The organism is Gluconacetobacter sp. (assembly GCF_047721585.1).
In the GTDB taxonomy this organism is placed as follows: domain Bacteria; phylum Pseudomonadota; class Alphaproteobacteria; order Acetobacterales; family Acetobacteraceae; genus Gluconacetobacter; species Gluconacetobacter dulcium.
Genome location: NZ_JBDNXE010000152.1, coordinates 1 through 8407, shown reverse-complemented (window position 1 = coordinate 8407; position 8407 = coordinate 1). Strand labels below are relative to the sequence as shown.

10 protein-coding genes are annotated in these 8407 nt (G+C 65.5%); 2 read left to right on the top strand and 8 right to left on the bottom strand.

The window, feature by feature from the left end:
- A partial coding sequence (locus ABF821_RS18475; RefSeq protein WP_415531138.1) for a hypothetical protein occupies positions 1–239 on the top strand: 239 nt, incomplete at its 5' end.
- Here the strand turns inward: ABF821_RS18475 and ABF821_RS18470 are convergent.
- A complete protein-coding gene (locus tag ABF821_RS18470) occupies positions 170–352 on the bottom strand; it encodes a DUF1272 domain-containing protein (RefSeq protein ID WP_415531137.1) in 183 nt (60 codons plus the stop codon). The genes ABF821_RS18475 and ABF821_RS18470 overlap by 70 nt on opposite strands.
- 1 nt (position 353) lies before the next feature.
- On the bottom strand, positions 354–755 hold the full coding sequence (locus ABF821_RS18465; RefSeq protein ID WP_415531136.1) for a rhodanese-like domain-containing protein: 402 nt from the start codon (positions 753–755) through the stop codon (positions 354–356).
- Between the two features lie 87 nt (positions 756–842).
- Between ABF821_RS18465 and ftrA the strand changes: the two genes are divergently transcribed.
- Positions 843–1844 (top strand): transcriptional regulator FtrA, encoded by a 1002-nt coding sequence (ftrA, locus tag ABF821_RS18460; RefSeq protein ID WP_415531135.1) that lies wholly within the window; start codon positions 843–845, stop codon positions 1842–1844.
- Here ftrA and ABF821_RS18455 read toward each other — a convergent pair.
- The 6 genes from ABF821_RS18455 to ABF821_RS18430 all read right to left on the bottom strand — a co-directional run.
- Positions 1841–4519, bottom strand: a complete 2679-nt coding sequence (locus tag ABF821_RS18455) for a GMC oxidoreductase (RefSeq protein ID WP_415531134.1) — start codon at positions 4517–4519, stop codon at positions 1841–1843. The genes ftrA and ABF821_RS18455 overlap by 4 nt on opposite strands.
- A gap of 376 nt (positions 4520–4895) precedes the next feature.
- The gene (locus ABF821_RS18450) at positions 4896–6155 is read right to left on the bottom strand and encodes a class I SAM-dependent methyltransferase (protein ID WP_415531133.1); all 1260 of its coding nucleotides are present in this window, start codon (positions 6153–6155) and stop codon (positions 4896–4898) included.
- A gap of 49 nt (positions 6156–6204) precedes the next feature.
- Positions 6205–6855 (bottom strand): oxygen-insensitive NAD(P)H nitroreductase, encoded by a 651-nt coding sequence (nfsB, locus tag ABF821_RS18445; protein WP_182975158.1) that lies wholly within the window; start codon positions 6853–6855, stop codon positions 6205–6207.
- A 94-nt stretch (positions 6856–6949) separates the two neighbouring features.
- Positions 6950–7168 (bottom strand): helix-turn-helix transcriptional regulator, encoded by a 219-nt coding sequence (locus ABF821_RS18440; RefSeq protein WP_415531132.1) that lies wholly within the window; start codon positions 7166–7168, stop codon positions 6950–6952.
- The gene (locus ABF821_RS18435; RefSeq protein ID WP_415531131.1) at positions 7165–7845 is read right to left on the bottom strand and encodes a hypothetical protein; all 681 of its coding nucleotides are present in this window, start codon (positions 7843–7845) and stop codon (positions 7165–7167) included. Before ABF821_RS18435 ends, ABF821_RS18440 begins: the two co-directional genes overlap by 4 nt.
- Before the next feature lie 103 nt (positions 7846–7948).
- Positions 7949–8407 (bottom strand): hypothetical protein (locus tag ABF821_RS18430; protein ID WP_415531130.1); only part of this gene is annotated, 459 nt, incomplete at its 5' end.

Here is an 8407-nt window from a genome sequence, read left to right as displayed (position 1 = left end):
CCCCACCGCCACGCCGCCTTGCCCGACCCCTTCCCCCGCTGGGCCGCACAGGCAGCGGAACCCGCCTGAACCCCAGGCCCGACCGCTCCGCGCCGGAGACCGGCAAAGCCGCGCGACCTGCCGGCCGGTCAGGTCCGGCAGACATGCGCAACAATGCCCGGACCGGCCGTCATACGGCCTCCGGCGCCTCGCGCACCGGCCGCCTGACCAGTTCCCCGCCGCAATTCGGGCACCGCTGATCCAGCATCTCCGCCGCGCAGCCAACGCAAAAGGTGCATTCGAACGAACAGATCACCGCCTCACGCGACGAAGGCGGCAATCCCCTGCCGCAACAGCCGCAATCCGGGCGCATCTCAAGCATGGGCCACGTCCTGAAGGGTAAAGCCTTCATCCACCCACCCCGCCACGCCGCCGGTCATGATCTTCACCGGCCGTCCCAGCCGGGCCAGACGCAACGCGCCACGCGCGGCGCCATTACAGTGCGGCCCGGCACAATAGGTCACGAAGATCGTCTCCCCGGACCACGCCGCCATACGCGCGGCGGTGATCTTTCCATGCGGTATATTCAGCGCCCCGGCGATATGCCCCCGCGCGAAGAGATCGGGCGCGCGCACATCGAGCAACACAAAATCGGCCTGCCCGGCCATCGCCGCATGCACATCCCAACAATCGGTTTCAAACCCGAACAACGCGGAGAAATGCGCCACGGCCTCGGCGGACGGCGCGGGCGGAATGGTGGTGACGGATGACGCCATCGAACGGCTCCCAGCTTCTTCTCCCGCCAGTGTCCGTCCTGCGCCCCGCGCTTGCAATTAGCACAAACGCCAATCATCATGCAGATCATGCCAGACACAACCGGCCCGCTGGTCGCCGCCCTGCTCTATGACGGCCTGTGTACGTTCGAATTCGGCATCGTCTCCGAAATTTTCGGCCTGCCGCGCCCCGAAATGGGGCCGGGCTGGTACCGTTTCGCCAGTTGCGCCATCGAAGCCGGCCCCCTCCGCGCCCATGGCGGCTTCACCATCCTCCCCGATCACGGCCCGGACCTTCTGGATCAGGCGGACCTGATCGTCATCCCCGGCTGGAAAGACACCGAAGCCCCGGTTCCGCCCGCTCTGGTCGACCAATTGCGCCGCGCCCACGCACGCGGGGCAAGACTGGCCTCGATCTGTTCCGGTGCTTTCGTGCTGGCCGCCACCGGCCTGCTCGACGGCGCCCCGGTCACGACCCACTGGCGCCATGCGGCGGCCCTGCAACGCCGCTTCCCCGCCATCCGCGTCGACAGCACGTCCCTGTACCGCGAGACCGACCGCCTCTTCACCTCCGCCGGCAGCGCCGCCGGCATCGACCTGCTGATCGCCATCGTCCGTCAGGATTTCGGCCCGGCGGCCGCCAATTCGGTGGCCCGCCGCATCGTCATGCCCGCCCATCGTGCCGGCGGCCAGGCGCAGTTTCTCGAACGTCCCGTCAGCCCACGCGCCGACACCGACATCGCCCCCCTCATCGACCGGGTGCGGCAGACGCTCCACCAACCCTGGCCCATCGCCCGCCTGGCCAAGGAAGCCGGCATGAGCCGCCGCAGCTTCGAACGCCGCATCGTCGCCGCCACCGGCATGCCGGCCGGAGAATGGCTGGCCGCCGAACGCATCGCGGCCGCCCAGACCATCCTGCGTGAAACGACCTGCCCGATGGAAGACGTCGCGGAGGCCGTCGGTTTTGGCAGCGTCTTCGCGCTGCGCCACCATTTTCGCAACCGCGTCAAACTCAGCCCCAGAGAATACCGCCGCAACTTCGCAGGCCAGGACACATCCCCCAGAACGCCACGGGGCGGCACCCCCGCCTAATCAGCCTCCCCGATAAAGCCCGTCGCTTCCAGCTTCCGGTTATCGATCCGAAAGAACCCCATCGGATACCGCCGGGAGAGGGTCTTCCCCATCTTGATCCCCTTCAGGACATCGAACAGCAGGGGCACGTTGAACCCCACCCGCAGCCCCGCCGCCTTGCGCACCTCGGCAAAGGTCGGCGAGTCCGGGTCGGCGATATTATAGACCTCGATCCCTTTCTCCCCGGCCTTCAGCCCGCGCTCCATCAGATGCACCATCGCCCTGGCCGCATAGGTCGACGAGATGAAGTGCGAGTTCCTGTAAAGAGAAAACATCTTCCGCATCCGGCTCCAGTTCAGGGATTCGACGAGGAAGGCATGGCTCTGGGCCACGGCGATGCGGTACAGGTCGATATGCATGTCCTTCTGATAGGAGGCCAGGATATCCTCCCCCAGAATCTTGCTCCGCGCATATTCCTGCATGAAATATTCAAAGAAATATTGTTTCGCGATCGGCTTGCCCAGATCGATGCGCGGCGTCTCCTCCGTCACCAGCCGCGTGGTCGGCGACCCGTAGACGACCATGGAACTGGCCTGCCCGAAATAAGACACCCCCTGCCGCACACAGGCTTTCGCCAGCCGGTCGAGATTCGTGACATTGACGATCTCCATCGTCGCCACATCCGACAGGCTGGCCGCCAGATGGATCACCGCACGGGCTCCGCGAACCAGATCGTCGAACGCCTCGTCGGGCAGGTCCGGCCGGGCAAAATCGCACTGCACCCACTCCACGCGCACATCATCGGGAATCGTGCTGCGGAACTGCCCCCGGATGCGGTATCCGCGCCGGGCAAGCTGGCCGATCACGGCATGCCCCAGATTACCGGTCGCCCCCGTCACCACCACCAGCGGGCGCGTCTCGTCGTCCATATGCAGGGCAGAGAGGGTCCCCAGCCTGGTTTTCATGACCTCCTCCCGCACCCTGTCGGCCAGCCGGATCGCCAGCGCCATGATCATCAGGGTCGGGTTGGCATGGCCGCTGGTCGGAAACACCGACGCCCCGACCACATGCAACCCTTTCACCCCATGCACCTGCAACGCGGGATCGACCACGCTGGTCGCCGGATCGGTGCCCATGCGGGTGGTGCCGGCCGTATGCGCCATGTCATAGACGACAAGCGACGAGAGATCCTCCGTGTCGAATCCGGGCGCGAAGCGCAGGCCCCCGATCCCGCTCCGTTCGAAATCCTCCCGAAGAAGACGCGCGAAACCCAGCATGCTCCGGCGAAGATCGTCCGATATCTCCCAACTGACCGCCGGCAGTCTCAGGCCCAGCCGGTCGGTCTTTTCCGCCAGCGTCACCCGGTTGCCTTCCTCCGGCGGCTGTTCGGAAATGATGTTCAGCGTCACCCCGTCCAGCCGTCGTCCCCTGCCACCTCCCGCATAATCCCGCGCCACCATGTTCGCATTCAGGAATACGGCGGCATCGGCCACCGCGCGGCGGATTTTCTCGGGTATCCTGCGGTAGTTCAATAATTTCCGCCCAACCGACGACAGGACGAGCCCGCTATTGCGCAGCACCGTCAGGCCATCCCTCAACGGCGCACGGCTTTCCCGCTTCGCCAGGCGGCCCAATGCCATCAGCGGATCGTCGCTGGCGATGCTCACCCCGGCAAAGGCGGCCATATTCGGCATCCGAAAGTCCGACTGGGCCTCCGGCGACAGCGCCACCCCGCAGGAATACATATAGACCCGGTAATCCTTCTGGAGCGGATAGAACCCCAGAAGCGCCGCCGCTTTCTCCCGATAATCCGGCGAAAAATCCCCCAGCCTGACACTGGGATGATCCGTCAGATAGCGCCCCACCGGCCCATGCTCCGCCCCTGGCGACAGCAGCAGAAGCCGCGCATTCTCAATCGTTCCGGCGGCAAGTATCACCTGATTGCACCAGATCGTGCCCCGATTGCCGCCCGTCAGCGACGAAAGGACATCGACCCCGGTCACACTTCCCCCATCCACCCGGACGCGCGCCGCCGTCGCCTTCAGAAAAACCGTCACGTCCCGATGATCTTCCGCCAGAAAATCGGCGCCGAAACGCATGACATCGGTCAGGGCATGGCGCGAACGGGCGAACTGCCAGAAGAACGACCTGAAACGGCCAAGCGTCGCCAGTTCGGGCGGCTCGCGGCGCCCCATGGCCTTCCACAGCGCCGATCCCTGAAGCAGCGGCCCGAGGTCCAGATAACGCGCGGCCCGCTCCAGAAAAGGCCGCAGGTCGGCATCTCCGACCGGCCAGCCGGAATTGGCGATCCACCCCCGTTTCGCGTAATCGACCGGGTCGAACGCCGCCACTTTTCCGGCCCACGCGGCCGTCGATCCCCCGAGAACCCGGCAGCGGATACCGAATCTCTGCCGATCGGCGCTCCAGACTTTCATCTGGACATCGTTCTGCTTCCGTCGGGCCTCCTGAACCGCGTCATTCAGAAGCGATCCATTGACCTCGACCTCGTTGAGCGCCTCGATCTCCGGCGTTTCCTCCCGATCCCCGCTTTCCAGTAAGGCAATCTTCAGATTATGCCCGGCCAGTTCGCGCACCAGCGTCAGGCCGGCCGCACCACCACCGATAATGACAACGTCGAAAGGCTTGGAAAGGGCGCCAGAATCCGTCGCAGCTTCAAAATCCACATAGACTGTCATACGAACGCACTCCGGATTATTCTTGTTTTTTTACTGTTCCCATTACAAAAATCGTATGCCGCTCCGAACGAAGAGATCAAAATCAGGACCAGCGGATTTCCAGAAATAGCCAGGAACCATTCCGACCCGATCTGAAGGAAGAGCATCAAACAACAGTGAAAATCGAACAATGTCGTGAAGCACGATGCGCGGAATCCGCCCTACAGGCAGGCATGGCAGCCTCCGGCCACTGCAAGGCAAGCCGACATGGCAAAATTCTGTCTCAATACGCCACGCGACGGCCCCGGTTTCAGGCCGCCGCCATTTTTGGCGCCACTCTTTCCGACGTTATCACAATTATTTCAAAACCGCCGGGAGCGCCCGATCGGGCTCTGCTTCACGCGGCCGCCCGCAGCAACACCCGGTTCAGGCTCTCCAGCACGGTAAAGCCCTCACGCCACACCTTGAGGAAGCGGCTTCGTTCCATGCCCCCATCGGCCATCACCCCGGCCAGAGCGCCCACGCTGCGCGTACCGTCCACCAGCGGCAGAATGGTCCGTATCTGCGGCGGCACCGGTACCGGCACGGTCAGCGTACCGAAGGCGAAGGGCAGCATACCATCCGGCCGGATCTGCCGCGCCAGCTCGGCACCGGGCATTTCCCGCATCACCGGCACCGCGTCGGCATCGCAGCAATCGGGCGCCGCCACCCGCGCCCCCTTGCGCACCACATAGGCGACATGGGTCGCCATGTTCCCCGTCAGCGCCTCGGCCACACAGGCCCGCTCCCGCCAGCCCAGTTCCGCCACCCGCGCCCGCAGGCGCGGATTGGGCAGGAACAGTGCTGGGTCATAGCGCGCCGGCTCCATCAGGCACGCGGGCTCCAGCCCCGCCCCGTCGAGCAGGTCCAGAAAGCCCCCGATCGTATAGGCCCGGTCACGCGGATTCAGCAGCAGGTCATACAGCCCCGCATCCCCGCCGGTCAGATGATCGCCGAAATTGCCGTTCTGGCGCAGCCAGGCCGTCGCCGGCAGGGCCGCCATCACCCGCTTGGCGGTCCCCAGCCGCTCCGCCGGCTGCTGGCCATGCGGCGCCAGGATCTCCAGCGCCTCCTGCACCATATAGACACCGGTCCGCCCATAGGGGGCATAGACCATCAGCCCCATCCCCCCACCGGGCGCCAGCAGGCCCACCAGCCCGCCCAGCACGGCCGCCGGGTCGGGCAGATGATGCAGCACCCCGCAGCAATCGATATAGTCGAACACCCCCAGATCCAACGCACCCGGCGCATTCAGCGACCCCTGGACGAAACGGATATTCCCCAACCCCCGCGCCTCGGCCCGCGCCTGGGCAATCCCCAGCGCATGGGTGGAGCGATCGACGCACACCACCTCGCCCGCCCGGCCCGCGCGCGCCAGATGCGTGGCGAGCATGATCGCGCCATCCCCGGTGCCGCACCCGGCCACCAGCGCCCGCAACGGCACCGCCTGCGGCCGCCGGGCACCGAACACCCAGTAATCGATCTCCCGCAGATGGCTGGGGCTGCCGATCAGCAGCCGCTTCGCCTCGTCACGCGGATCGCGCTGGGGATAGGGATAAGCCTCGTACTGGGCCGCCAGATCGGCATCGCGCGCATCGGCGCCGGAGAGGGTGGTCATAACGCTTCCCGCAATCAGATCGTAAGGGCAGTTCCGACCCGCGCAGCCATCAGGCGCGCGAGAACAGCACGTCGTCCGTCAATCGCGATTTCGGCAGTTTCGCGTTGAAATCGGTCTCGGCATGATAGCCCAGCGACACGATCACCGCCGGCGCCAGCCCCTTCGCCGACAAGCCGAACGCCGCATCCAGCGCCTCGGCATCGAATCCTTCCATCGGCGTCGCATCCACCCCCAGCGCACCGGCGGCCAGCAGCAGGAAGCCCAGCGCGATATAGGCTTGCTTCTGCGTCCAGACCGGCAGGTCGCCCGCCTCTTCATGCAGCGTCACATAGCCGCCGCGCGTCTTGCGCTGGCCCTCGCGCGCCTCCTCGCCGGCAAAGCGGCCATCCGCCTGCTCCTGGTCCAGCACCGCCTGTAAATAGTCGGCCGGCAGGCTCGTGCGCGCGCACAGCACCACCACATGCGAGGCATTGAGGATCTTCGGCGCGTTGTAAGCAAACGCCCCCGCCGCCCCTCTGGCCACGCGCGCCTTGCCCGCCTCGTCGTCAGCCAGAATGAAATGCCAGGGCTGCGCATTGACCGAAGACGGGCTGAAGCGCAGCGCCGCCTTCAGTTGCGCCACGATGTCGTCAGGCAGACGGCGGCCCGTATCGTAAGCCTTGGCCGTGTACCGGTGCTGCAAACTCTCGCTCAGATCCATGATGTCGCCCTCCCGCGCGCGCTCTTCGAGCGGGGAAGGTGGGCCGGCACGGGCAACGGGGTCAAGACCCGGCCACGCGGCCCGGCCCAGCGCATCAGGCCGGGCCGGTCGCTTCCGGCACGATCTGGAACAGGTCTTCCACCGTCGCCTCCAGGCAATCCGCCAGCAGCAGGGCCAGCGCCACCGAGGGCGTAAAGATACCATTCTCGACGGTATTGATGGTCTTGCGCGACACCCCCACCCGCTCGGCAAGCTCCGCCTGCGTCCACCCGCGCGCCGCCCGGTATGCTTTCAGTTCCGTCCGCACCTTCATTGCAGTGCAGCGGCCCGGCGATCCAGCACCTGATACGCACAGGCCGGAACCGCCAGTGCCATCGCCAGCCCGACCGGACACGCCACCAGCGCCAGAGAAGGCGCATACAGCAGGATGCCGCCCAGCGCGCACAGCACGAAAATGGCGGTGCCATACCCGATACGCAGCGTCCGCGCCCGCAGGAACACCACCCATTCGTCGTCGGGATTAAACACCATGCTGTCCGAAGGCACCATCACGCGGCTGATCTCGACCAGCACGAACAGTCCGAAAAACAGCAGCGGCACAATCAGCCCTCCAGGATGCGGCTGCGAATCATGCTGGTATTTGTAAAGCGAAACGACAAGAACGACCAGAGACACGAGCAGAAAGGCCATCCGCGCGGAAAAGGAAATCGGCTGCGCCGTCCGGTTCCTCAACCGCTCCCGCCTGTCACGCATATCCGCCCGCCACCGCCCCCTGCCGAAGGTCACGTAATACAGGCCGATCCCCGCGCACCACAGCCCGAACAGGATCATGGTTTCCACAAAATACCCGTGCGCGGCTTCAAAGTCCCGGAATCCGAACAGATACCCAAAAGGATGATACCGGGTCACAAAAAAATCCGCCGCCACGAACAGCGTCCACGTCATGCGGCGCCATTTCGACAGAATGCCCCTGATTCGTCCGCTCTCCATCACACCCCTCCCTTCGGCACGATGTCACCTATAGGTTACATACCCACCCGCCTGTCAAGCCCCGGAAAGACCCGGACGCCACCGGCCGGGCTCTGGCACCCGCCTACGGCACGGCCTCGATCTGGAACCAGGTCGTCGTATCCGCCGTCAGCGTAAAAGCCGAGACCGAGGCATAGGAAATAGTAATCGCATCGCCCGGCGACACCGACAGCACGCCGGAGGCGCCATTCGCCCCGTCATCGCTGTATCCGGCGGGCACCGAGATCCGGAACGACCCCATCACCCCGACCCCGTTCCGATGCACCAGAAACTGGTCCGCCCCAATCCCCGACTGCCCGATCGAGAGCGAAACCCGCACCTTGCTCACCCCGGCCGGAATCGTGAACTGCCCCGGCGCCGCCGCCGACCAGAAAGACGACGTATCGAGAACCTTGCTGTTCCAGACGTTCATCTGCACCAGATTACCGCCGGTCGCCGCCATCGGCACGGACGCCGAAATGGTCACCATCGCCCCCACCCACGGCGCGCCCGTCGTGCCGCAGGAAAACCCTCCCCCCCCGGG

Bases quoted from the DNA above. Each gene is read 5' to 3' on its own strand.
- ABF821_RS18470 (WP_415531137.1), bottom strand. From the start codon at position 352: ATGCGCCCGGATTGCGGCTGTTGCGGCAGGGGATTGCCGCCTTCGTCG.
- ABF821_RS18465 (WP_415531136.1), bottom strand. From the start codon at position 755: ATGGCGTCATCCGTCACCACCATTCCGCCCGCGCCGTCCGCCGAGGCC.
- ftrA (WP_415531135.1), top strand. From the start codon at position 843: ATGCCAGACACAACCGGCCCGCTGGTCGCCGCCCTGCTCTATGACGGC.
- ABF821_RS18455 (WP_415531134.1), bottom strand. From the start codon at position 4,519: ATGACAGTCTATGTGGATTTTGAAGCTGCGACGGATTCTGGCGCCCTT.
- ABF821_RS18450 (WP_415531133.1), bottom strand. From the start codon at position 6,155: ATGACCACCCTCTCCGGCGCCGATGCGCGCGATGCCGATCTGGCGGCC.
- nfsB (WP_182975158.1), bottom strand. From the start codon at position 6,855: ATGGATCTGAGCGAGAGTTTGCAGCACCGGTACACGGCCAAGGCTTAC.
- ABF821_RS18440 (WP_415531132.1), bottom strand. From the start codon at position 7,168: ATGAAGGTGCGGACGGAACTGAAAGCATACCGGGCGGCGCGCGGGTGG.
- ABF821_RS18435 (WP_415531131.1), bottom strand. From the start codon at position 7,845: ATGGAGAGCGGACGAATCAGGGGCATTCTGTCGAAATGGCGCCGCATG.